This window comes from Maritimibacter alexandrii, from assembly GCF_005871115.1.
GTDB lineage: Bacteria > Pseudomonadota > Alphaproteobacteria > Rhodobacterales > Rhodobacteraceae > Maritimibacter > Maritimibacter alkaliphilus.
Genome location: NZ_SWKQ01000011.1, coordinates 635,747 through 659,802, shown reverse-complemented (window position 1 = coordinate 659,802; position 24,056 = coordinate 635,747). Strand labels below are relative to the sequence as shown.

Genomic DNA, 24,056 nt, shown 5'->3' with positions numbered 1-24,056 from the left:
GCGAAGCTCAAATCGAAAGTTCGAACCGCCGCGCCCCACCGGGTGCGGCGGTTTTCGTTTCAGGATCCGGTTTTCACGGTGCGGTCAGCGCGAGAACGGCGTTCATGCCCCCGAAGGCGAAGGCGTTGGACAGGACCGCTTCGACCCGTGCCGTTCGCGCCTGTCCGGTGACGAGGTTCAGCGCGATATCCGCATCCGCCTCGCGCCATCCGACGGTGGGTGCGATGACGCCTTCGCCAAGCGCCAGCAGGCAGGCGATCAGCTCGACCGCGCCGGCCCCGCCGATCAGGTGCCCGTGCATGGACTTGGTGGAGGACACCGCGACCCGGTCGGCCTCCGGCCCGAACGCGGCGCGGATCGCCGCGGCCTCGGTCCGGTCATTGGCCGCCGTGGCCGTGCCGTGGGCGTTGATATAGCCGATGTCGCCCGGCGTCAGGTCCGCGGCCCGAAGAGCCCCCGTCATCGCCGCCGCCGCCCCGGACGCGTCCGGCAGAACGATGTCGCGCGCATCCGAGGTCATCGCGTGGCCCGCGACATGGGAGAGGATGGTCGCGCCACGGGCGCGTGCGTGTTCCTCGGCCTCGAACACGAAAATCGCCGCGCCTTCGCCCTGCACCATGCCGTCGCGGCTGACGCAGAACGGGCGGCATCCGGTGGCCGACATGACGCGCAGCCCCTCCCACGCCTTCAACCCGCCGAAGGTCAGCATCGCCTCGGTCCCGCCTGTCAGCATCACGTCGGCCTGCCCGCTGGCGATCAAGCTCGCCGCCTGCCCCATCGCGTGATTGGACGACGCACAGGCGGACGAGACGGTGAAGGACGGCCCCCTGAGGCCGTGGCGCAGCGTCAGATGCGCGCTTGGCGCATTGCCCATGAGCCGGGGCACGGTGAACGGGTGAACCCGCGCCTTGCCCGCCTCATAGACCGCACGGAAGCCGTCGTCCTGCGTTTCCATTCCGCCGCCGGAATTGCCGAGGACCGCACCGAACCGGGGCGCGAGGTCGGGATCGGCGGCAAGCCCCGCCTGCCCCATCGCCTCCTCCGCCGCGACGAGCGCGAACTGGCTGAACCGGTCGGTGAGCGAGATCGTCTGGCGGTCCAGATGCGCCGCCGGGTCGAAGCCCGCGACCTGCGCCCCGATGGGGGCTGTCAGCCGGTCCGCGTCACGGATGTCGAGCGGGCCGATGGCGCATCGCCCGGCTTTCATCGCCTCGAAGGTCTCGGAAACGCTAACGCCGAGCGGGTTGATCGTCCCGGACCCGGTGATGACGACACGCCGCATTGGGTGGCTCAGGCGCCCCGCGCCCCGACCAGTGCGCGCACCGCGTCGATCACCCCGTTCACGGTGGTCAGGTTGTAGCCCCCGGCCTCGGGCGCGTTCGCGTTGAACGGCACCGACACGTCGAAGGTCTCTTCGATGGCGAAGATGATCTCGACAAGCCCCATGCTGTCGATCCCGAGGGTTTCGAGCGCGGCGTCAGGGTCGATGTCGGCAGGATCGCGCACCGCCTGGCGGGCGAGAATGTCGATCACCTGTCCTGCGATATCGTCGGTCATGTCTTTCATAGTCGCCTCCATCCTGTCTCATTTCCCGGTCCCCTGCCACCGAAATGCAACGCCCGGATGACGGCGCATGAAAAAACCGGCGCAGGCAAGGCCCGCGCCGGTTCTCAGGATCTCGGCCCCGGTCAGCTGTCGAGCATACGCAGATCGACGCCGGCGGCCTGAAGCGCGGCCCAGATGCGGGCGTCGCGGCCATACATGTCGTTGCGATAGTTCATCTCGCCACGCGTATCGGTGAAGGCCGTGCGGTAGACGAGGTGCACCGGAACCGGCTCGTCCAGCTCGACCTTGGTTTCCTGCCCCGTGCGCAGGATCGACTGGAAGAAGCCTTCGGGGTCGGCCTCCTGCGGCGCGAGCATGGTGTACGCGAAGTCGAACGGTTGCTGGAGACGCACGCAACCATGACTGAAGGTCCGCACTTCACGCCCGAACAGGCTCTTGGACGGAGTGTCGTGCAGGTAGATGTTGTATTGGTTCGGGAACATGAATTTCACGTAGCCCAGTGCGTTGCCCGGTCCCGGCGGCTGACGCATGTCGAACGGGAAGTTGCGGGCCGAATATTGCGAAAAGTCCGTCGCCCGGCTGACCGTCCTCCCCCGCGCATCGGTGATGAGCAGGTGACCCGCCGCACCGCTGTTGGCGCGCAGGGCGGGCAGATATTCGTTCACGATGATCGAGCGCGGCACATACCACGACGGGTTGATGACCATGTGCTCCATCATGTCCGAGAATTCAGGCGTGCGGTGGGTCGACAGGTTCTGGCCGACGACCGACCGGGTTTCGAACGTCACTTTGCCACCGTCGACGACGCGGGCGGTGAAGGTGGTGAGGTTCACCCAGACGTAGCGGTCGCCACGTTCGATGTTCATCCACCGTTCGCGTTCCATCGCGACGATGATGCGCTCCAGCCGATCCTCGACCGGCGTGTTGATCGCCTTCACCGTGTCGCCACCGGCGACGCCATCGGCGGTCAGCCCGTGGTTGGTCTGGAACCGCTGCACCGCGCGCTGTATATTCTCGTCATAAGTCTGCGTCGCAGAACGATCCATGTAGCCCATGGTGACCAGACGGTTGCGCAACTGGATCACCGCCTGCCCCTGATCGCCGGGGCGCAGCGAGCCGGCCTGAACCGTCGGACCCCAGCCCCCCTCGGCGCGGACACGCTCCAGCCGCAGCTTTTCGCGCATGAGGCGGGCGTATTCCTCGGATTTCGGGGGCAGCGTGCGCAGGAACGGCGCGGGCTGCGCCTGCGAGAACGCCTTGAGCAATTCGGTGCGATCTTTGAGCGGCACTTCGCGCTTGATCCCGTCGTCGACGGCAGCGGGCGTCAGGATGCCGGTCTGGATGTATTTCGCATAGGTCAGAAAGAGCTTGGACAGATCGACTTCGACGCGGCCCAGATCGCGGGGGCTGTCGATGGCCCGCATCGCGTTTTCCAGTGCGGCGGTGTCGAAGGCACGCTCCGGCAGCCCGTGGTCGTCGGCATGCTGGATCGCCTGAAACAGCGCCATGATCCGCGCCTGATGCTCGTCCGAGCCCGAGGTCCAGATCGGCTGATAGCCATTCTCGCGATAAAAACCCGCGATATCCTCGTCGTCCGAGGCCGCTTCGGCGATCGCCTGTGCGAAGGTGGAAATCTTGATCTGCGCCGTCGCGGGCAAGGTGGCGACCGCGGTGGCAGGCACGGCAAGTGCGATGGAGAGCAGGATCGGGCGGAATAGGCGGTTGAGCTTTGTCGTCTTCATGGTCCCCGGTTCGTCAAATGGCGTTTCTTCCCTAACTCCCAAGTCTTGCCACAGGGTCCATCCGGGGGAAATCACAAAGCCGACAGGTCCGGGCGTTTCGGGCCGTCACCCAAGGGGTGCGACAGTTTCACCACGCTTTAAGGCAATGTTTGGGCCTTTCAGCGAGATTTTGCCCAAACCACTTGATTCGTTCCGAAGGGCAACAAACTGGGCTTTTCCCACGAATCGAGTTGTGTCATATTCCCCTCATCGCCTGGGGACTAATGGCGAAATATCCCGCTGAACGGAGTGGGTAGGCAAGAAACTGGGACGTTTGGGACAATGACGATGTCGAGCTCCAATGGCATGAGCCGCCGTGCTCTGCTGGGTGCCTTCGCGGCAACCGCAGTAGCAGCAGCACCGACCTTTTCAAATGCAGCAGGGTTCCTTCGTGGCGCGGGTGACGTGCGGCGGATCGCGATGTACGCAGGCCGAACCGGCGAAAGCATCAACACGATCTACTGGATCGAGGGCGAGTACATCAAAGAGGCGCTCGCCGAGATCAATTACTTCATGCGCGACGCGCGGGTCGACAAGCAGATCGCGATCGACACGCGGACGCTGGACATCACCGCAGCCGCGCACGCGCTGCTTGATTCCACCGAACCCTACATGCTGCTGTCGGGCTACCGTTCGCCGGAAACCAACGCGATGCTTCGGTCCCGCTCGCGCGGCGTGGCCAAGAATTCGCTCCACCTCAAGGGTCAGGCCGCCGACCTTCGCCTGAACTCCCGCTCGGTGAACCAGATCTTCAAGGCCGCTCAGGCCTGTCGCGCCGGCGGCGTCGGCAAATACTCCGGCTCGAATTTCGTGCACATGGATTGCGGTCAGGTTCGCTCCTGGGGAAGCTGATCGCGCCCGAATGCGACAAGGAACCACCCCGGCCCGCGCGCCGGGGTTTCTTTTTGCCCGCACGCGACCGAATGCGCGATAGACGGCCCGGCCCCGCGCGGCTAAGTCCGGCCCCATGAAACCGTTTCTGATCCTTCAGCTTCGCCCCGAAACCGACGCCGCGGACGATGAATTCGCCGCGATGCTCACCAAGGGCGGTCTGGACGCGGACGAGGTGCACCGCATCCGTCTGGATCAAGAGGATTTGCCGGACGATCTGGACCTGACCGCCTATTCCGGCGTGATCGTCGGCGGCGGTCCGGGCTGCGTTTCGGATGCGCCGGAGACGAAAGACCCGGTGGAGGCGCGGATCGAGGCGTCGATCCTGTCGCTCATGCCCGAAATCACAGAACGCGACCTGCCGTTCCTCGGCTGCTGCTACGGGATCGGCATTCTGGGCCACCACCTCGAACCCGGTTCGGTGTCCAAGGCCCGCTACGGCGAGCCTGTGGGCGCCACGACCTGCACCCTGACCGATGCGGGCAAGGACGATCCTTTGCTTGCCGGAATGCCCGCCAGCTTCAAGGCTTTCGTCGGGCACAAGGAAGCCCTGCAACATCTGCCCGATGGGGTCGTCCACCTCGCCCAATCCGCGCCGTGCCCTTTTCAGATGATCCGGCTCGGCCGGAACGTCTATGCCACGCAGTTCCACCCCGAGCTTGACGGACACGGGCTGGAAACCCGGATCAACATCTACAAACATCGCGGTTATTTCGCGCCCGACGAGGCCGAAGGCCTGATCGCGAAGGGTCATGCGGAAACGGTCGAGGCCCCGGCGCTGGTCCTGCGCAACTTCGCCGACCTCTATCGCCGGTAAGGAAGTTTTATCAGCGTCTTACGTCGCGTTCCGCACTCAAAACATGAAGCTCAAGCGATCCCGCTGTAGATCAACCGCACGGCAAGGACCGCGAGGATGACGAGGACAGCGCGTTGGAACATCACCTGCGGCAGCCTCCGCCCGAGCCACGCTCCCACCGGCATCCCCAGCATGAGCGGGATCAGGGCCAGCGCACTCAACAGCACGAGGTGCGGGTTCGTCACGCCCAATGCGAACTGGGCGGGCAACTGGACCACCCCAAGCGTCACGAAGAACAGCGAGATCGTCGCGATGAAGGTCTCGCGTTTAAGGTCGAGCGCGTTGAGGAAGGTGATCGAAACGGGCGCGGACAGGCCCGTCGCCCCCTGCAAGACCCCGGCCACCAGCCCCGCTGGCACCACGGCGCGCCATCCGGCCGCCATGGTCAGTCGCCAGCGCGGATTGAGCAGCCGGAAAACCACATAGGCCGCAAGCACCAGCCCGACGCCGAACACCAGAAGATCGGGCTCCCATCCCGCCAAGGCGACGGTTCCCAACCCGACGCCGACCCCGCCTGCCGCTGCGAAGAACACCGCAAAGCGCGGCGCCTCGAGCGCGCGCCGGTATTGCAGGAATTGCCAGAGGTTCGGCACGATGTTGGCCAGCACGAACACCGCCACCGCGAACTGGATATCGCGCTGCATCGCCATGAGCGGAACCGCGAACAGCGGCGCACCCGCCCCGGTCGCCCCTTTGACGATTCCCCCGGCGGCGAAGGCGAGACAGACGAGGATGACGGCTTGAATGTCCATGAGCGGCTCGTGTTGTTTTGCGGTCCCATACCACGCGGGACGGGCGAGGAAACCTGCGGAACGTCACGAACGCCTGATTTTTGGGCAGCGACCCGCGTTTGTCAGGTTTCGCGTGAAATGAGGGTGTTACACCCCGGCCCATCCCAATAACGTGGGGGAGACAGACAAACGGAAGGCCCCAAATGGCGATCCATGCGAGCATCTATCACCTGACCCATTACAAGTATGACCGGCCCGTCACGTTGGGGCCGCAGATCATCCGGCTCAGGCCCGCGCCGCATTCACGCACTCGCGTCATCTCGCATTCTCTCAAAGTCTCGCCCGGCGGCCATTTCGTGAACCACCAGCAAGACCCGTATGGCAACTGGCTGGCGCGTTTCGTGTTTCCCGAGCCGGTGACCGAGTTCAAGATCGAGGTCGATCTGGTCGCCGATATGTCGGTCTACAACCCGTTCGATTTCTTCGTCGAGGAATATGCCGAGGAATGGCCCTTCGACTATCCAGCCGAGCTGACCCCCGATCTGGCGATCTACCGCACCCCGGAACCCGAGGGACCGGGGCTTGCCAAGTTCATCGGCTCGCTGGACCTGGGCGAAAAGCGGACGGTGGATTTCCTCGTCGGCCTGAATGCCGCGATCTCGAAGCATGTCGAATACACGATCCGGATGGAACCGGGGGTGCAGACGCCGGACGAGACGCTTCGGATCGGCTCCGGCTCCTGCCGCGATTCAAGCTGGCTTCTGGTGCAGGTGCTGCGCCATCTGGGTTTCGCCGCACGGTTCGTGTCGGGCTACCTGATCCAGTTGGAGCCGGACCTGAAATCGCTCGACGGCCCGTCGGGGACCGACCACGATTTCACCGATCTTCACGCCTGGTGCGAGGTGTTCATCCCCGGTGCGGGCTGGATCGGGCTGGACCCGACATCGGGGCTTTTGACGGGCGAAAGCCATATCCCGCTGGCCGCCACGCCGCATTACGTGAACGCCGCTCCCATCGCGGGCGGCTATTCCTCGGCAGGCACACCGCAGGTCGATTTCGCCTTCGACATGCAGGTGAAGCGCGTGTCGGAACATCCGCGCATCACCAAACCCTTTTCGGACGAGGCGTGGGAGCGGCTGAACAAACTCGGCCAGCAGGTCGACGCGAGTCTGGAAAAGAACGACGTGCGGCTCACGATGGGGGGCGAGCCGACGTTCGTGTCGGTCGACGATTTCGAGAGTGACGAATGGAACACCGCCGCCGTCGGCCCCCAGAAACGCGCGCTCGCCGATCAACTCATCCGCCGCCTGCGCGACCGTTTCGCACCGGGCGGGTTCCTGCACTACGGGCAAGGCAAATGGTATCCGGGCGAAAGCCTGCCGCGCTGGACCTTCTCGCTCTACTGGCGGCGCGACGGCAAACCCGTCTGGCGTGACGAAAGCCTTATCGCGCACGAAGGCGACGACACCGGCGCGGGGGCACCGGAGGCCGAGAAACTGCTCGACGGGATCGCGGCGCGGCTGGGGCTCGACGGCAAGTTCACCCACGCGGTCTATGAAGACCCGGCGGAGTGGATGCTGAAGGAGGGCAAGCTGCCCCCGAACGTGACGCCCGAGGACAGCAAATTGAAAGACCCCGAGGAGCGCAGCCGGTTCGCCCGCGTGTTCGAGCGCGGGCTGGATCAGCCGGTGGGCTACGTCCTCCCCATCCAGCGCTGGCAGACCAAGGCGACCGGCGCGCGCTGGCTGTCCGAAGTGTGGAAGACCCGGCGCGGCAAGCTGTTCCTCATCCCCGGCGACAGTCCCGCCGGTTTCCGTCTGCCGCTGGGGGCGCTGCCGCATGTGCCGCCCGCGCAGTATCCCTATCACTACGTCACCGACCCTTCGATCGAGGTGGGCGACCTGCCCGACTATCACGAGGAACTGGAAAAGCGCGCGCCCGAAACCGAAAAGTCGCGCGCCCAGCCGGTGAGCGAGGCTCAGGCCGCGGAACCGGGACAGGAGATCGTGGAACAGGTGCTCGACACCGTGGGCGGCGTGGTGCGCACCGCGCTGTCGGTCGAGCCGCGCGACGGGCGGCTTTGCGTCTTCATGCCGCCGACCGAAAGCGTGGACGACTACCTCGAACTTGTCGCCGCCGCCGAGGAAAGCGCCCGCGCACTCGGCATCCCGGTCCATATCGAAGGCTACTCGCCCCCGCACGATCCGCGCCTGAACGTGATCCGCGTGGCCCCGGACCCCGGCGTGATCGAGGTGAACATTCACCCGGCCCATAGCTGGGACGATTGCGTGGCGACGACCGAGGCGATCTATGAAGAGGCGCGGCAATGCCGTCTCGGCGCCGACAAGTTCATGATCGACGGGCGCCACACCGGCACCGGCGGCGGCAACCACGTCGTCGTGGGCGGCGGGACGCTGAACGACAGTCCGTTCCTGCGCCGCCCCGACCTGCTCAAGTCGCTCATCCTGACGTGGCAGCGCCATCCGTCGCTGTCCTACCTCTTCTCCGGCCTCTTCATCGGCCCCACGTCTCAGGCCCCGCGCATCGACGAGGCGCGCCACGACACGCTTTACGAGTTGGAAATCGCGCTGTCCCAGATCAATCCGCCCGCAAACGGCAGCGTCCCGCCGCCGTGGCTGGTGGATCGACTGCTGCGCAACATGCTGACGGATGTGACCGGCAACACGCACAGGGCGGAGATCTGCATCGATAAGCTGTTCTCACCCGACGGTCCCACGGGCCGTCTGGGTCTGGTCGAGTTCCGGGGCTTCGAGATGCCGCCGCATCCGCGCATGTCGCTGGCCCAGCAACTGCTGTTGCGCGCCATCATCGCCCGCTGCTGGGATGCGCCGGTCGAAGGAAAGCCCGTGCGCTGGGGCACGGTGCTGCACGATCGCTTCATGATGCCCCATTTCCTGTGGGAGGATTTCCTCGACCTGCTCGCCGATCTGCGCCAGCACGGCTTCCACCTCGACCCGGTCTGGTTCGAGGCGCAGGCCGAGTTCCGGTTCCCGTTCTGCGGGCAGGTCGACGCCGAGGGCATCAACCTCGAAATCCGGCAGGCGCTGGAGCCGTGGCACGTGCTGGGTGAAACCGGCGCGATCGGCGGCACGGTGCGCTACACCGACAGTTCGGTCGAGCGGCTTCAGGTCAAGCTCACGACGCTCCATCAGGACCGCTACCGCGTGATGTGCAACCGCCGCCCCGTCCCGCTCGCCCGGTCCGGCACGTCGGGCGTGTCGGTGGGTGCGGTGCGGTTCAAGGCGTGGCAACCCGCAGAAGCCCTGCATCCCACCCTGCCCGTCAACGCCCCGCTGACCTTCGACATCTACGACGACTGGACGGGACATGCGCTGGCGGGCTGCACCTATCACGTCGCGCACCCCGGCGGGCGCAACTACGACACCTTCCCGGTCAACGGGAACGAGGCCGAGGCGCGGCGACTGGCGCGGTTCGAGGCGCATGGTCATTCGACCAAGGCCTATCGCCCGGAACCCGAACCCACCCATCCGGAGTTTCCGATGACCCTTGACCTGCGCCGCCCCGTCGGGCTGGTCTAGGTCAATCGCGCCGCGCTCGGAGACGCAATGGAACAGCAAGCGGGGGTCCGCGTGACTCCGCCCTATCTCGAAGGCTACGCGCCGCAGTCGGGCGTGTCGGATGAATTGTTCGGCACGACCGGCGAGATGCGCCCGGTCTGGCAACCCTTTGTCGATGCGTTTTCACGTCTGACGCCCGCGCAGGTCGCCGGGCGGTTCGAGCGCGGCAACCAATATCTGCGCGATGCCGGGGTCTATTTCCGCCAGTATTCCAACCAGCCGCTGTCTGAACGGGAATGGCCCCTCAGCCATGTGCCCGTGATCCTGCACGAGACCGAATGGAACGGCATTTGCGCTGCCCTGTCGCAGCGTGCCGATCTGCTCGAAGCGGTGATGGCCGACTTGTACGGGCCGGGCACGCTGGTGGCAGACGGGCATCTGCCGGTCGATCTAGTCGCGAACCATCCGGCATGGCTCAGGCCGATGGTCGGGGTCGAACCGGCGGGCGGGCATTACCTCCACTTCCTCGCGTTCGAGATCGGACGCTCCCCGGACGGGTCGTGGTTCGTGCTGGGCGACCGGACGCAGGCCCCGTCGGGGGCCGGGTTCGCGCTGGAAAACCGGATGGCCACCAGCCGCATTTTTCCCGAAAGCTTCTCGGGCGACCGCATTCACCGGCTCGCAGGGTTCTTCGGGGATTTCAGACATGCGCTGGACACGCTCGCCAACCGGCGCGAGGGGCTGCCGCGTCGCGCGGGCATCCTTACCCCCGGCCCCGCCAACGACGCCTATTTCGAGCACACCTATATCGCCCGATATCTGGGCCTCATGCTGCTCGAAGGCGAAGACCTGATCGTCAAGAACGGCGAAGCGATGGTGCGCACGATCGAGGGGCCGCAGCCGCTTGGCGTGCTCTGGCGCCGGATCGACGCGCAGTTCGCCGATCCGCTGGAGTTCGAACCCGACAGCCAGATCGGAACGCCGGGGCTGATGGAGGCGGTGGCGACCGGAAACCTCGCCCTCGCCAATGCGCTGGGATCGGGCGTGCTGGAAACCCGCGCGCTGATGGCGTTCCTGCCCAAGATCAACAGGCTTCTGAACGGCGAACCTCTGGCGATGCCCAACATCGCGACATGGTGGTGCGGCAGCCCGAGCGAGCGGGAATACGTGCGGTCGAACGCGCAAAACCTCGTCATCGGTCCGGCCCTGTCGGTGGACCTGCCCTTCGACTGGGGCGCGAACGCCATCGTCGGCGGCGACGTGCGCGACGCGGCGCGCGGACCGCTGGACACTTTGCTGGCGACCGAGGGCGCCTCTCTCGTCGGGCAACAGGCGGTGAACCTGTCCACCACGCCGGCCTGGGTCGGGGACGGCGAAACCGGCCGCCTGCGCCCCTGTCCGATGACCGTGCGCGTCTTTGCCGCCCGCACGGACAAGGGCTGGAGCTTCATGAAGGGCGGCTATGCCCGGATCGGCCCCGAAGGCGACGCCACCGCGCTTGCCATGCAGCGCGGCGGGTCGGTGGCCGATGTCTGGATCGCATCCGACGGCCCGGTGCCGCAGCCCACGCTGACGCCGACCGACGACCAGCCCTATCGGCGCATCACCTCGGGCACGCTGCCGTCACGCGGGGCCGACAACCTGTACTGGCTCGGCCGCTATCTCGAGCGGGCCGAAGACCTGATCCGGCTCGTGCGCGCCTATCACCTGCGCCTTGCGACCACCGACGGGCCGGACGATCCGCGCCTCAGGACGATACAGGCCTACCTTGCCCCGTTCGGCGTCGACCCGACCGAAGCGATGCCTGCGGCGCTGCTCGACCGGCTCGCCGCCGCGCAGACCTGCGCGTCGAAGGTGCGCGACCGCTTCTCGACCGACGGCTGGCTCGCGCTCAAGGATCTGGACAAGACCATGCGCGCGATGCGCGAGACCGCGGCGCCGGGCGACGATGCCGCCCGCGCGATGAGCGTTCTTCTGCGCAAGATCACCGGTTTCGCGGGGCTGGTGCACGAGAATATGTATCGGTTCGCGGGCTGGCGGTTCCTGTCGCTTGGACGCGCGATCGAACGGGCCGACGGGCTGCTTGCCATGCTTGCGACGTTCACCGATTCCAAGGCGCCCGCGGGCTGTTTCGACATCGCGGTCGAGGTGGCCGACAGCGTGATGACCCATCAGCGCCGTTACCGCATAAACACGAACCGCGACACGGTGGTCGACCTTCTCGCCCTCGACGCCGACAACCCGCGCGCCGTCCTGTTTCAGGTGAACGAGATGAAGCGACTGGTCGAGGGCCTGCCCGACATCATGCCCGACGGCCGCCCCGGCCCGCTTCTGCGCGCGATCCTGCCGCTCAAGACCCGGCTGGAAGTGGCCGACCCCATTGCGATCACGCCTGCCGTCTTCGGTGAACTGCGCGGCGATCTGGCCGCGATTTCCGAGCAGGTCTCGGCGGCTTATCTGAGGTGACGCAATGCTTTATGACGTGAAACTGCGCATCGCCTACAGCTATGAAACCCCCTCGGACCAGTCGCGGCTCGTGCTGCGTCTGTTGCCCAACGACATTCCGGCGACGCAGAAGGTGCTCGCCCGCCTGCTCACCCTCGACCCGATGCCGGCCGAGCGGCGCGAGCGGGTGGATTTCTTCGGCAACACCCTGACGAGCGTGGTCTGGCACGAGCCGGTCGAGGCGATCACCATCGACCTCGCCGCCCGGTTCGACCGGCGCCCCGACCCCAAGTTTCTGGACTTCTCGCCGACGGTCGAGGCGCTGGGGGCCGAGATCGACATGCAACGCGGGCTGTCGCCCATCGCCCCGCAGCATTTCACCGCGCCCTCGCGCCGGGCCGGGCCGCAACCCGACATGACCGCCTTCGCACAGGCGCATGTCACGCCCGGCATGACCACCTTGCAGGCGGTCGAAACGGTGGGGCGCGCGCTCTATTCCGAAATGCGCTTCGATGCGACGGCGACCGATGTGGCGACCCCCGCCGCCGAGGCCTTCGCCAAGCGGCACGGGGTCTGTCAGGATTTCACCCATATCATGATTTCCTGCCTGCGCGGGCTGGGCATTCCGGCGGGCTATGTCTCGGGCTTCCTGCGCACCGATCCGCCCCCGGGCGAGCCGCGTCTCGAAGGGGCCGATGCCATGCACGCCTGGGTGCGGGCCTGGGTGGGCGTGGAACTGGGCTGGGTCGAATACGACCCCACCAACGCGCAATTCGCGGGCGCCGACTACGTCACCGTGGCCCACGGGCGCGACTATGACGACGTGGCCCCGGTGCGCGGCGCTTTGCGCGGGTCCGGCGGTCAGGACAGTTCGCAGGCGGTTGACGTCATCCCGGTTGTCGCGTGAATTCCCCATGCATTCCGCGGGCATCGGTCCGACCACCTATTCTCACGCAAGGGACCGTTCCCGACAAATGACTGACAGCCCCACGATCCGCGTCGCCTTCGGGTCGGTTCCGAAGGATGGCGGAACCTTCACCTTCTACCGCAACATCCGGCCCGAGCTTCTGAAACATGGCATCGACATGCGCTGCGTCAGCGTCGGGCGCGAGGATGCGGACTTGTGGGAAGCGGCCTATGCCGATGACGGCTGCCACCTGCTTGTGCCCGACGTGTCCAACGCGAAACGGCAAGCGCGCGCCTTCGTCGACTGGTGTGCCGAGGAACGCATCGACATCGCGCTCGGCATCAACTCCTTCGCGATCCTTTCGGCCATCCCGCATCTGCCGCAAAGCGTGCGTGTCATGTCGCGCTGCGCCAACGCGTTCGACCACGGGTACCGGATCACCATGTCGGGGGCCGAACGGCTCGCCCGGATCGTGGCCCTCAGCCCCCGTCTGCGCGACGATCTGATCGCCGACTATGGCGCGGACCCGGACAAGCTCGTGCTCATCCCGAACGGCCATGATCCGGCCCCCTTCGATGCGGCCGCCGCCCGTGTGCGCGGCACGGGTGCGCGGTTGGAACTGGGGTTCGTCGGGCGCCTTGAACACGGCCAGAAAGGCGTGCTGCATATCCCCGCGATCCTGGCCGAACTCGACGCGCTCGGCTGTGACTACCGCCTCAGGATCGCGGGCAAGGGCCGCCACGGCGACCGTCTGCGCACAGAGCTTGCGCCCCATATCGCGGCGGGCCGGGTCGAATTTCTCGGCGCCCTCGGTCCGGGCGAGATCCCCGACCTGTTGGGCGACGTGGACATCTACCTGTTCACTTCGAAATTCGAAGGCATGCCGAACGCATTGATCGAGGCGATGATGGCGGGCGCGGTGCCTGCCTGCTTCAACATCGAGGGCATCACCGATTTCATGGTCGATCACGACCGCTCCGGCCTCCTCGTCCCGCAGGAGGACGCCAAAGCCCTCGCCCAAGGCATTCACAGGCTCGATCAGGATCGCGACCACCTGCGCGCGATGAGCGCCGCCGTCGCCGCCACCGCCCGCGAACGGTTTTCCAGCGCCGGAACCGCACGGGCCTATGCCGACCTGTTTCGCGCGGTGATGGCCGAGCCCGCGCCGGAGTGGTCACCGAAGGCATGGTCGTCCTTCACCCCCGATCCGAACTTTCCGCGCACATGGCGTCGGTTCGTCCCCAAGGCGGTGAAGGAGGCGATCAAATCCCGCCGCTGACGGCGCCGCCCGGCACGTAGCTGGCCGAGGTTTCCGAACTGTCCGGCAGGTCGTGCGTCAGGAACGGCGCACGGGTCCGGGTGAAGATCTCGCGCGTCACGTCGAACCAGAACGTCGGCGGATCGAACGTCCCGCCCGCGATCCCGACCAGATCGGGAAACACCTCCAGCCGCCAGAACACGCTCGTGCCGCACGTCGTGCAGAACCGCGTGGTGAAGGCGCGCCCGCTTTCCGTGTGGAACGTGTAATCGCGCAAAGCCCCCGACAGATCGGTCACGTTGTCCTGCGCGAAATAGACCGAAACGCCGAATGCGGACCCGGTGCGAAGCTGGCAGTAGCGGCAATGACAGACACCGGCCCTGACCGGCAGCCCCACGGTCCGGTAGCGCACCGCTCCACAGGCACAGCCCCCTTCGTGCAGTTCACTCATCATCCGGCCCTCCCTTTCGCACCACTCTGGCGCAAACACGCGCGGCGTCAAAGGTCACGTCGGGGAGGAAGGATGGTGGCGCGCCGAGAAGGATTTCCTTCGAACGCGCCAAACAGGCGCTCAAGTAACGAAGCGGTGGCGCAAATAAATGTGGCGCACCCGATAGGATTCGAACCTATGGCCTCTGCCTTCGGAGGGCAGCGCTCTATCCAGCTGAGCTACGGGTGCGTCGTTCGCGCGGTATAGGGCAAGGCTGGCGGGCTCGCAACAGGATTTGCGGTCTCACGCAGGGCGTGGGTAGCCGAAGGCCGCGATTTCCGAAGCACAGGCTTCGGCCACGATGTCCAGCGCCTCGGGATGGGCGCGATAGACCTCGGCGACACGGGCCTCGCGCGGGCGAATGCCGCCCTTGGGCCGGATGCGCGCGACGATCTCCGCGATGTCGGACAGGTCGTTGTCGCGCAGATCTTGAAGCAGGCTGGAATAGCGCAGGTGTAGATCGATCTTGTCCGGCCCGCGATGCGGGGCGATCCGGCTGTTGGCGTCCAGCCGATCCCGTCGGGCCGCGACGAACCCACCGAAATCCATATCGTCCGGGAGCGTCCCCCGCGAGCGCCGCCAATTGTAGCGCGAAATCGCCACGTCGAACGGATCGCGTGTGATCGCAATCTTTCGGTATCCGGTCCAGATCGCCTCCGGCACCTGCGCGCGGACCTGGGCGGCGGTGGAATGATTGCGAAATGCGACCCGCCGGGGCCAGAGCGTGCCGGGCCAGCGCACCCGGTCGTGGTGACATGGCCCCTGCCCGCCCACGTCGCGGCGCAGGGCCTCGTCCTCGGGCGTGAGCGGCGTGATGACGTCGCGCGGCCCGCAGACGGTCGACAACGCGATTTCGAGCGCCGTCCCGCCGACCTTGCGGCCTTTGAGGAAGATAAGACGTCTGTCGTGGCAAATAATCATGTCGCCCACCGCTATCGCACTCGGCCGCCGGTCACACAACGGCGTCCGGGTCTCCTCGGTCGACCTTCCGCCTGCCCAAATGCGAGCGCGCCGTTAGGGGCACCGCCCGCAAGTCAGGCCACAAGCACCGCCCTAGCCCAGTCGGTTGAACACCCGCTCCAGCAGCATGTCCAGCACGAGTCGTTCGTCCTGCGAGAGCCCCGCGAAGGCCTGCGCATAGACTTCATCCGCCACGACGCGCGCCTTGGCCGCGAGTGCGTCCCCCTTTCCGGTCAGCATCACCTCGGTCACGCGGGCGTCGCCGGCGCGTTCGCCGGTCTCGACCAGCCCCTCTGCCAGCATCCGGTGCACGATCTTGGTCGCTGTATTGGGCTTCAGGATGCATTGCGCGGAAATCTCGGAGACCGAGAGCCGTTTGCCCTCATCAAGGGCCGTCATCACGCGCCAATAGGTCGGATCGACGCCGATCGTCTTGAGCCGCGCCTCCATCACATGCGTGTAGCGATGCGCCGTCTTGGTGATCCAGAAAAACGGCCATTCCGCGTTTGGCAAACCGGCCCGATCGAAGGCGTCGTCGTCGTTCACTGAACATTCACCCGTCTTGGAGGCCCTGAACCAAGGATACTATGCCGACAGGCGCGTCATGCACGTGAAAAACGGGCTTAGGATCACCGCACCTGCGAAGCGTCGCCTGTGTCTCAGACGACCACGCGCAGGACGTCCGGCGAGGCAGGACAGTTTTCACCGTGCTTCGCAGAGATCGCGCCACGCGGTCACAGCGCCGACTGAACGTCCTCGACTGCCCCACCCGCGTGGTGACGTAGCGCACCAGACCTCACGACGCCGACACAGCCGCCTTCAACAGCGCATCCGCGCCCTCGGACGGATCCTCGCCGCTCCATGCCACGTAATGATCCGGGCGCACGAGGATCAGGGACGCGCCGTAGTCAGTCGACGCGCCGTCCTCGACGACCGTCAAGGGAATCCCTTCTCTGGACGCCACCGCAACGACCTTGTCCACCGTTCCGGAAGGCGCGAAATTCAGTAGTGTGTATCCGTTTCCGAGGCGGTCGAAGACGTTCGCGCCGTCCGACAGGATTTGGGGTGCGAGATGGTGCCCGGCGCGGGCGTCGAACCTGTGATCGCCCCGCGCACTCGGCGCACCGCCGCCACCTGCGACGATCGGCGACCCTTCGTAGTTCGGCTCGAAATTCGCGACCTCTGCGGCGGTGGCGTTGCGCTTGTTCCACGCGGTCTCGAACGCGTCCCGGTCCTTGCGGGGGTCGTAGGTTTCAAGGAATCGCCGGTCGTCTTCGATGAAGAACTCGATGAAATCACGCGCCGTCGATTCGAACACGGGCCGCCGTTCGGCATCGTAACTGTCGAGCAACCCCTCGCCCCCCCAGCCCTGAAGCCGCGCCGCGAGCTTCCAGCCTAGGTTTCGGGCATCCTCGAACCCCGTGTTGATGCCGTATCCGCCGTAGGGCGGATGGCTGTGGGCCGCGTCGCCCGCGACGAACACCCGCCCCGCCCGGTAATGCGACGCGATGGAAACGCGCAGATCCCAGAACCCCACGTAGTCGATGTTGAGCGCGAAAGGACGCCCGACGACCTCATGCAGCAGGGCCTCGAAATCGTCTGTCTCGGTCGTGCCCGCCGGGACCGGCGCGTGGAAAAAGAAACTCCCCACATCGACGCGGCCGAAAAAGCGCCAGTAGCCCTTGAGGTCCGGGTGCAGGACATTGAAGAACGCCTTGCCCGGATAGCGTTTCAACAGGTCGTTCAATTCCATCGACCGGAACACCAGAAGCACCATCAGCTTGTCATGGTCCGACTGGGTCTGCGGAATGCCGCCCGTCGCGCGCACCACGGAGCGGCTTCCGTCGCACCCGACGACGTATTGCGCCGTGACCGTATCACGCTCGGCCCCGTCGCGGCGGGTCGCCGTGGCCGAAACATGGTCGCCGTGATCCGTCACGCTTTCGACCGTCCAGCCATAGCGGATATCGATTGACGCGATCTGTTCGGCCCGCGCCCGCAGCACCTTTTCCGTCTCGTACTGAGGGAGCCGTTCGTTGGTCGTGAAATAATACTCGTTCACGCTGGAGCGGTTCAGCCAATCGTAGTGATAGTCGCTGAGGAGGTGTTCGTAGAGCGTAAGCCCCCCGATGCCGACCTCGTCGGGGATCGACCGGGCCGCGCGAAGTTCCTTTTCGCAGCCCCAGAAATGCAGCGTTTCGGTGGTGCGCTGGGTCAGGTTCTGGCCCTTTGGAATGGGCTGCGGCTCGGGGTAGCGTTCGATCACAAGCACCGGAATGCCGCGCTGCCCCAGCTCGATGGCGAGCCCCATGCCGACCGGCCCCCCGCCCGAGATAACGACGTCGTAATCCGTTCGTGCCTTCATCCGCCGATCATTCCCTGTTCGAGGTAGATATGTTTCGTTTCCATGAAGTCATGCAGCCCTTCCGGCCCGTGCAGCCGCCCCAGACCGGACTGGCCGAAGCCGCCCGTTTCGGCCTCGGCGGCAAGGCGCATGTGGCTGTTGAGCCAGACGGTCCCCGCGCGGATCGCGCGGCTCATTCGCATGGCGCGCGACAGGTCGGTGGTAAAGACGCTGGCGGCAAGCCCGTAGCAGGTCGCGTTCGCCTTCGACACCGCCTCGCCCTCGTCCGAGAAGGTCTCGAGTGAGACGATCGGACCAAAGAGTTCCTCCTGCACGAGCGGCGATGACACGTCGTCGATGCGAAACAGCGTCGGGGTCAGGAAGGCCCCGGCATTCAGGGCCTCGCCCCGCAGCACCATCTCGCCCTCGTCGCCCGCCCGTTCGATGATCGTCCTGAGCCGGTCGAGGTTCGCGCGGTCGATCAAGCTGCCCATCTCGCTTGCCGGGTCGTTGCCCGGTCCGACGTGGACGGCGGCGAAGCTTGCCTTGATCCTTTCTTCGAAGTCCTTCGCGATGCTTTCATGCACAAGGAACCGGGCCGCCGCGACGCAGATCTGACCGGCCATGGTCAGCGCCCCATGGGTGAGTTCGGCCACGGCCTTGTCCAGATCGGCATCGGGGAAGATCACGGCGGGCGCCTTGCCGCCAAGCTCCAGCCCGACACGCTTCAGCGTCGGCGCCGCCGCGGCCATGATCGCCTTGCCCGTGGCCGATGACCCGGTGAACGAGATCGTGTCCACCAGCGCCGAGGACACGATGGCCTGCCCCACCTCGATCCCGCTCTCGTTGATCGAGTTCACGACACCCGGCGGAAGCGACGGGCAGTCGGCAAGGCATTGCATGACGCGCGCATGAACCAGCGGGGTCTGGTGCGCGGGCTTGATAAGGCAGGTGCAGCCGGCCGCGAGCGCGGGGCCGAGCGAGCGCACCAGAAGCGTGACGGGCGCATTCCACGGCACGATGATCCCCGCCACACCCGCCGCCTCGCGGTGAAAGAGCGACATCTGGCCGGGGCTGATTTCCTGCATCGTTCCCCTGAGGTTGCGCGCCAGTCCGCCGTAATAGCGCACCTCGGAAATCGACCCCATGGTTTCGCCCATCGCCTCGGAGCGGAGCTTGCCGTTCTCGGCGACGATCAGGTCGACGATCTCGTCCCGCGCCGCCTCCATCCGGTCGGCGAATTCGAACAGCACCTGCGCGCGTTGGCGGGGCGCGTGGGCCCAGTCGGTCGCGAAAAACGTCTCACGCGCCGCTCGCGCGGCCTGTTCGACGAGGGCGGCGGACCCTGCGTGATACTGGCCGAGCACCGTGTCGTCGGCCGGGTTCGCGCTTTCGCCCGTCGCCCCGTCCGACACCCATGTGCCGCCGATGAAATGCCGTGCGGTCGGATACGTCATGGCGGACCTCAGAGCGTCAGGCCGAGCAACTTCGCCGCGTTGTCCTGATAGACCTTGCGACGTGTCTCATCGGAGATGTCGAGTTTGTCCAGAATGCGGATCGTCTCGCGGATGTACATCGGCCCCGCCTCGGGATCGAAGGGCGCGTCGGAGGCGAACATGACGTGATCCTCGCCGAAGAACTCGATGGCATGCTTGATGGCGGTGGCCGAGCCGAAGGTGGCCGTGTCGGCGTAGAAGTCCTTGAAATACTCAAGATGCGGCTTCTTCAGCGCCTTGCGGACGGCGGCCAGATCGCGGTCGGTGGTGCGGGCGCCCATCTGGTCCCAGCCCGGTCCGACGCGCCCCTCGAAGAACGGCACCATGCCGCCCGCGTGGTGGGTCACGATGTTGAGGCCCGGGTTCCGGTCGAAAAGCCCCGAGAACACCATCCGCGCCATGGCGGCGGAGGTTTCGTAGGGCCACCCGAAGGTCCACCAGATTTCGTATTCCGACTGTTTCTCGGTCAGGTAGTCGGGGAAATTCGCACCCCGCGCCGGATGCAGCCAGACCGCCTTGCCGCTTTGCGCCATGTATTCGAAGAACGGTTCGAATTCCGGCAGGTCGAGCGGTTTGCCCCCGACATTGGTGAAAATCTGCATCCCGACGGCGCCGAGCTCTTCGATGTTGCGGCGCGCCTCGTCCACCACCGCGTCCGGGTTGTTCATGACGGCGGACCCGATGAAACCGGGGAAGCGGTCGGGATATTTCTGGCACAACTCCGCCATGCTGTCCGACGCGATCTTGCCCAGTTCCAGCGACTTCTCGGGGTCGGCGTATTTCTCGAACGGCGGCGAGGCGAGCGACAGGATCTGGCAGTAGTCGTCCCCGAACATATCCATCACCTCGAACCGGCGGTCGAGGTCGGTCATCATCGGAACGGCCTCGGACCGGCGGGTGATGTCCGTCGTCTCGCCCACATGGGCGATCAGCGCCTCGTGAAAGGGCTTCGGCCAGATGTGGTTGAAGATGTCGATCTTTTTCATGGGCTGCCTCGTTTCTCGAAGGTCAAAGTTCCCCGAGGACCATGTCCTCGGAACGCATGTGTGTCAGGGCGTCGCTCAGGCGCGTGCTGGCCGCCCAGATCGTGTCGGACAGGTCTTTCACCTTGGCGTCGTCCAATGTGTCGCGGTCGATGGTCAGGCAGAGCACCGCGATGGGTGCTCGGCTTGCGTCGAACACGGGCGCGGCGATCCCCACCACCCCGTCGGTAACCTCGCCGCGCGCGACGAGGGCGCCGCCCTTGCGCATGTGGCGCAGGGTCTCGGCAATCTCGTCCACGGTGTCGCCCAGCCCAAGCTCGCGCAGGTCCGAGAAATTCTCGTTGATCTTCGCCAGCATCTGACGGCGTGGCAGATGTGCGAGGATGGCGCGGCTGATCGCGCCACGGGCCAGCGGCATGGGCCGCCCGCGCGGGTAGCTGGATTTGGGCTGCGGGGTCGAGACTTCCGACGCGACGCACAGAAGCTTGTTTCCATACCAGCGCACCAGAAGCGCGGTCGAGGGGTGCTGTGCCGCAAGCTCCTTGAGCACCGCACCCCCTTCGAGCAAAAGCGCGTCGGACTTGCGCATGAGGTAGTCGAGTTCCACGACACGGGGGCCGAGCGTCAACCCATGCGGCCCGTTCTGGCTTAGAAAGCCTGCATCCTTCAGGGTCTTGATATAGCGGTAGAGCGTCGGACGGGTGTAGCCGAGTTCGCTCATCATCTCTTCCGCCGTCCACTCGAGCCGGCTCTCGTTGAAAAGATCGAGGATCCCCAGGATCCGTTCCGCGCTCCCGGCCCCGCTGCTCATACCTGCGCCTCTGCCGTTGCGCGGCCACGGCGAAGTTCCGCGCCCATCAGGACGATGCCCCCCAGAACGCCGATGGCGTCGGAGTAGATCGCGCCTTCGAACATGCCCGCCGGCACGAGCGCGAGCAGGCCGAAGGTGGCGAACAGCCAGCGTTTCCCACGGCTCAGTCGCTGCGAGAAGTATCCGGCGAGCGCCGAGGAGACGAGCCAGACGCCCACGATCGCGGTGATAAGCGCGATTGCGATTTCCAGCGGCGCCCCGATCAGGATGAGGGTCGGCGAAAAGACGAAGAGCACCGGGATCACATAGGCCGACCACCCGAACCGCATGGCCGCCCAGCCCGTCGCCATCGACGGTGATTTCGCGATAGATGCGGCTGCGAAGGCCGCAAGCGCGATCGGCGGCGTAATCATCGACATCATGCCGAAATACAGGACGTAAAGATGCGCGGCGATGGGTTCGATTCCGACCTGGATCAGCGCCGGGGCCACGAGCGCGGCCAGAAGCACGTAGACGCCGAGCGTCGGAAGCCCCATGCCAAGCACGATGCAGACGATTGCCGACAGGGCGAGCAGGATCACCGCGCTGCCGCCGCCGATCTGCACCAGCGCGTAGGTCAGGTTGAAGCTCAGGCCGGTGACGTTGAGCACACCGATCACGATGCCGGACGCGGCCGAAATGAGCAGGATTTCCACAACGCCGTGTCCGGTGCGCGACAGGGCCGAGAACACGGTCCGCACACTGGGCCGCACGCCGTCGTATCCGATGGCCAGCGAGGTGGCGATCAGCACCACCGCCGACCAGAGCGCGGCGCGCTCCGGCTGGTATCGCTGCCAGAACAACAGGTAGATCAGGACCGCGAAGGCGAGCACGAAGTGCACCCCGACAAGCACCTTGCGCCGGTCCGGAATGTCCTCTTTCGGGATCGCGCGGATGCCCAGTTTGGCGGCTTCGAGATCGGCCTGAATGAACAGGGCGATGTAGTAAAGGATCGCAGGCACCAGTGCCGCGAGCACGATGGACGAATAAGGAACGGCGAGGAATTCGGCCATCAGAAAGGCCGACGCCCCCATGACCGGCGGCATGAGCTGACCGCCCGTCGACGCGACCGCCTCGATCGCTGCGGCCTTGTGGCCCGGATAACCGTCGCGCTTGATCATGGGGATCGTCACGACCCCGGTGCCGACGACGTTCGCCACGGCGGACCCGCTGATTGAGCCGAAGAGGCCCGAGGCGAGCACCGCGATTTTCATCGACCCGCCACGATAGCGGCCCATGCCGATGATCGCCGCGTCGGTGAAGAAGTGCGAGCCTCCGGTGAGGTTCAGAAGCACGCCGAACAGGATGAAGGCCACCACCACGGTCGAGGCGATCGACATGGGCAGCCCGAGGATGCCGTTCGAATCGAAGGCCATGTAGCCTGACAGAAGCTGCCAGTTCTGCGGACGGCCCTGAAGCCGGCCGGGGAAGATGTCTCCGAAGAGCGCGTAAAGGATGAAGACCGCGATGATGATGACCAGCGCCCAGCCCGTCGCCCGCCGCAGCGCCTCGAGCGTCAGGGCGATGGCGATGAGACCCGGAAGCCAGACTTCCAAGGGCCTTGAGAAGATCATAAGCACGAGGTCGGGATACCCGACCGCGATGAACGCGAAGGCGGCCATGGACAACAGACCCAGCGCGACGTCGTAAAGCGGGACGGTCTCGCGCGTCGCCCCTTGGCGGGCGGGCAGCGTCAGATAGGCGATGGGCAGAACGAACACCAGCATCGCTGCGAAAAACTGCTGCGGGTAAAGCCCCAATCCGAAGTAGCGGTTCACCGACAAGGCCCAACCGATCGCGGTGAGCGTCATCAATGCAGCCAATACGTTCGAGATCGGGCGCCACACCGAGGGAGGAAGGCCGAAACCGGCCTTCCGTTGGTCCATAGCCGCCATCAGTGGTGCCTCAGTTCAAGCCGACTTCTTCGAAGAAGCGCAGCGACCCCGGATGGAACTCGGCGATACCCGGATCGCCGCGCATGTTCTCAGGCTTGAAAGCACGCATCGGCGGGAAGGTGTCGCCCATGACGGCGGCCTGTTCGTACATGGCCTTCGCCATCTCGTAGACCACGTCGTCCGGCACGTTGGCATGGGTAAAGACGACCTGCGGGAACGCGATATAGGTCGTTTCCTCGAGCACGCCGGGCATGGCGCCCTCGGGCAGGGTCGTGAAGAAAGCGGTGGGCCAATGCTCTCGCGCGGCGGCCAGTGCCTCGTCGCTGTCGTCACCGACGCCGAGTGCGCGCAGACCGCCGACGGCGGCATCCGCCTCGCGCACCTTGCCGGCGCCATGGGCGAAGATGAAGCCGACCGTATCGCCGGCCATGAAGGCATCCGCACCGGCCACCACCGAGGCGACCGAGACCTTTTCGACATCGTCACGGGTCATGCCCGCGGTCGAGTAGAACGCGGAAAGCTGCGGCAGGATGGTGTTCTGCGCGGTATAGCCGTCCGTCATCGGTTTGCCCCGAAGGTCCGCGACCGACATGATGTCGCTGTCCTTGCGCACGAAGATCGCTTCGACCAGCGGCTGAAGATGGGCGACGACACGCAGGTTCGGGTTCTGGACCCCGTTCCACCACTCTTCTCCGGTGATCGCGTAGTTCACCTCCTGAAGGTTCGCCACGCCGAATTCGATGCCGCCCGAATTCACGAACGGAATGAACTGGTTCGGACTGGTGGCGGGCTGGATCGTGGTGTTCAGGCCGTTTGCGTTGGCCGCGTTCGCCACCGACGTGCCGATGTTGTGAAACAGCGAACCGGGGTTCGACGTGGCGATCCCCACGTTCTGAGCCAGTGCGGCACCGGCACCGACCACAAGGCCGGCCGCCATGGCCGCAGACGCGAATATCTTGCGCATTTTATTTCCTCCCAAGTTGTGCCGCTCCCCTCCAAGGAGCGAACCCAAATCTCACTTTATGAGATTCGGGATCAGTTTGGGGTTGCTAAAGGTGAATGAC

At 65.7% G+C, this 24,056-nt stretch carries 19 protein-coding genes and 1 tRNA gene; 6 read left to right on the top strand and 14 right to left on the bottom strand.

The window, feature by feature from the left end; translation table 11 throughout:
• Nucleotides 1-73: 73 nt before the first annotated feature.
• From FCT00_RS11360 to FCT00_RS11350, 3 genes are all read right to left on the bottom strand, one after another.
• Nucleotides 74-1,282 carry a beta-ketoacyl-[acyl-carrier-protein] synthase family protein gene (locus tag FCT00_RS11360; RefSeq protein WP_138423100.1) on the bottom strand — a complete coding sequence of 403 codons (1,209 nt, stop codon included), beginning with the start codon at nt 1,280-1,282 and terminating at the stop codon, nt 74-76.
• A gap of 8 nt (nt 1,283-1,290) precedes the next feature.
• Entirely contained in the window at nt 1,291-1,557 is a 267-nt protein-coding gene (locus FCT00_RS11355) for an acyl carrier protein (RefSeq protein ID WP_235889044.1), read from the bottom strand.
• A gap of 131 nt (nt 1,558-1,688) precedes the next feature.
• Nucleotides 1,689-3,308, bottom strand: coding sequence for a L,D-transpeptidase family protein (locus tag FCT00_RS11350; protein ID WP_008328523.1), 1,620 nt, complete (start codon nt 3,306-3,308; stop codon nt 1,689-1,691).
• Between the two features lie 345 nt (nt 3,309-3,653).
• On the opposite strand from FCT00_RS11350, the gene FCT00_RS11345 reads away from it, so the two are divergent.
• Nucleotides 3,654-4,199, top strand: a complete 546-nt coding sequence (locus FCT00_RS11345) for a YcbK family protein (RefSeq protein WP_407943655.1) — start codon at nt 3,654-3,656, stop codon at nt 4,197-4,199.
• A 115-nt stretch (nt 4,200-4,314) separates the two neighbouring features.
• Nucleotides 4,315-5,055, top strand: coding sequence for a glutamine amidotransferase (locus tag FCT00_RS11340; protein ID WP_138423098.1), 741 nt, complete (start codon nt 4,315-4,317; stop codon nt 5,053-5,055).
• 50 nt (nt 5,056-5,105) lie between these two features.
• Here the strand turns inward: FCT00_RS11340 and FCT00_RS11335 are convergent, their stop codons facing one another.
• Nucleotides 5,106-5,846: a sulfite exporter TauE/SafE family protein gene (locus tag FCT00_RS11335; RefSeq protein ID WP_138423097.1), complete on the bottom strand. Its 741-nt coding sequence runs from the start codon at nt 5,844-5,846 to the stop codon at nt 5,106-5,108.
• A gap of 182 nt (nt 5,847-6,028) precedes the next feature.
• Between FCT00_RS11335 and FCT00_RS11330 the strand changes: the two genes are divergently transcribed.
• The 4 genes from FCT00_RS11330 (at nt 6,029) to FCT00_RS11315 (ending at nt 13,995) form a co-directional block, all read left to right on the top strand.
• Nucleotides 6,029-9,385: a transglutaminase family protein gene (locus FCT00_RS11330; protein WP_138423096.1), complete on the top strand. Its 3,357-nt coding sequence runs from the start codon at nt 6,029-6,031 to the stop codon at nt 9,383-9,385.
• A gap of 27 nt (nt 9,386-9,412) precedes the next feature.
• Nucleotides 9,413-11,830: a circularly permuted type 2 ATP-grasp protein gene (locus FCT00_RS11325; protein ID WP_138423095.1), complete on the top strand. Its 2,418-nt coding sequence runs from the start codon at nt 9,413-9,415 to the stop codon at nt 11,828-11,830.
• A gap of 4 nt (nt 11,831-11,834) precedes the next feature.
• On the top strand, nt 11,835-12,716 hold the full coding sequence (locus tag FCT00_RS11320; RefSeq protein ID WP_138423094.1) for a transglutaminase family protein: 882 nt from the start codon (nt 11,835-11,837) through the stop codon (nt 12,714-12,716).
• A gap of 67 nt (nt 12,717-12,783) precedes the next feature.
• Nucleotides 12,784-13,995 (top strand): glycosyltransferase family 4 protein, encoded by a 1,212-nt coding sequence (locus FCT00_RS11315; RefSeq protein WP_138423093.1) that lies wholly within the window; start codon nt 12,784-12,786, stop codon nt 13,993-13,995.
• Here the strand turns inward: FCT00_RS11315 and FCT00_RS11310 are convergent.
• From FCT00_RS11310 to FCT00_RS11265, 10 genes are all read right to left on the bottom strand, one after another.
• A complete protein-coding gene (locus FCT00_RS11310; RefSeq protein WP_235888999.1) occupies nt 13,979-14,425 on the bottom strand; it encodes a GFA family protein in 447 nt (148 codons plus the stop codon). The genes FCT00_RS11315 and FCT00_RS11310 overlap by 17 nt on opposite strands.
• 151 nt (nt 14,426-14,576) lie before the next feature.
• A tRNA-Arg gene (locus tag FCT00_RS11305) sits at nt 14,577-14,653 on the bottom strand.
• 54 nt (nt 14,654-14,707) lie between these two features.
• On the bottom strand, nt 14,708-15,385 hold the full coding sequence (locus tag FCT00_RS11300) for a hypothetical protein (RefSeq protein WP_138423091.1): 678 nt from the start codon (nt 15,383-15,385) through the stop codon (nt 14,708-14,710).
• A 132-nt stretch (nt 15,386-15,517) separates the two neighbouring features.
• Nucleotides 15,518-15,970 carry a MarR family winged helix-turn-helix transcriptional regulator gene (locus FCT00_RS11295; RefSeq protein WP_138423090.1) on the bottom strand — a complete coding sequence of 151 codons (453 nt, stop codon included), beginning with the start codon at nt 15,968-15,970 and terminating at the stop codon, nt 15,518-15,520.
• Between the two features lie 250 nt (nt 15,971-16,220).
• Nucleotides 16,221-17,789, bottom strand: a complete 1,569-nt coding sequence (locus FCT00_RS11290; protein ID WP_138423089.1) for an FAD-dependent monooxygenase — start codon at nt 17,787-17,789, stop codon at nt 16,221-16,223.
• Nucleotides 17,786-19,225, bottom strand: coding sequence for an aldehyde dehydrogenase family protein (locus FCT00_RS11285; protein WP_138423088.1), 1,440 nt, complete (start codon nt 19,223-19,225; stop codon nt 17,786-17,788). The genes FCT00_RS11290 and FCT00_RS11285 overlap by 4 nt, the downstream gene beginning before the upstream one ends.
• 8 nt (nt 19,226-19,233) lie before the next feature.
• The gene (locus tag FCT00_RS11280; RefSeq protein ID WP_138423087.1) at nt 19,234-20,250 is read right to left on the bottom strand and encodes an amidohydrolase family protein; all 1,017 of its coding nucleotides are present in this window, start codon (nt 20,248-20,250) and stop codon (nt 19,234-19,236) included.
• Nucleotides 20,251-20,272: 22 nt separating this feature from the next.
• Nucleotides 20,273-21,058: an IclR family transcriptional regulator gene (locus FCT00_RS11275; RefSeq protein WP_138423086.1), complete on the bottom strand. Its 786-nt coding sequence runs from the start codon at nt 21,056-21,058 to the stop codon at nt 20,273-20,275.
• Nucleotides 21,055-22,908 carry a TRAP transporter permease gene (locus FCT00_RS11270; protein WP_235888997.1) on the bottom strand — a complete coding sequence of 618 codons (1,854 nt, stop codon included), beginning with the start codon at nt 22,906-22,908 and terminating at the stop codon, nt 21,055-21,057. Before FCT00_RS11270 ends, FCT00_RS11275 begins: the two co-directional genes overlap by 4 nt.
• Nucleotides 22,909-23,002: 94 nt before the next feature.
• The gene (locus FCT00_RS11265; protein WP_138423084.1) at nt 23,003-23,956 is read right to left on the bottom strand and encodes a TAXI family TRAP transporter solute-binding subunit; all 954 of its coding nucleotides are present in this window, start codon (nt 23,954-23,956) and stop codon (nt 23,003-23,005) included.
• Nucleotides 23,957-24,056: the final 100 nt, after the last annotated feature.